The sequence below is a fragment of the Siphonobacter sp. BAB-5385 genome (assembly GCF_002261125.1).
Lineage (GTDB): Bacteria > Bacteroidota > Bacteroidia > Cytophagales > Spirosomataceae > Siphonobacter.
In genome coordinates this window covers 1-217 of sequence record NZ_NMPS01000166.1, presented here as the reverse complement: position 1 = coordinate 217, position 217 = coordinate 1, and the positions used below count along the sequence as shown (strand labels likewise).

Here is a 217-nt window from a genome sequence, read left to right as displayed (position 1 = left end):
GCAGGAATTTAAAGCCGACGCTGAGCGGCTGGGCATCCAGGTAACCTACTGCCGAACGCAGGCTGAAGTCGAGGCCGCTACGACTGATCTCATCCTGACTAACTACGAACGGGTGCGTGATGGCGATATCCGACCCAGTTACTTCACGTTTGCGAGCCTTGATGAAGCCTCCGTGCTCCGTTCATACGGCTCAAAAACCTATCAGGAGTTTTTAGAT

At 53.5% G+C, this 217-nt stretch carries 1 protein-coding gene; it reads left to right on the top strand.

Annotation, left to right across the window (positions count from 1 at the left end; all coding sequences use genetic code 11):
• On the top strand, positions 1-217 hold a 217-nt coding region (locus BWI93_RS27860; RefSeq protein ID WP_176454241.1), incomplete at both ends, for a hypothetical protein.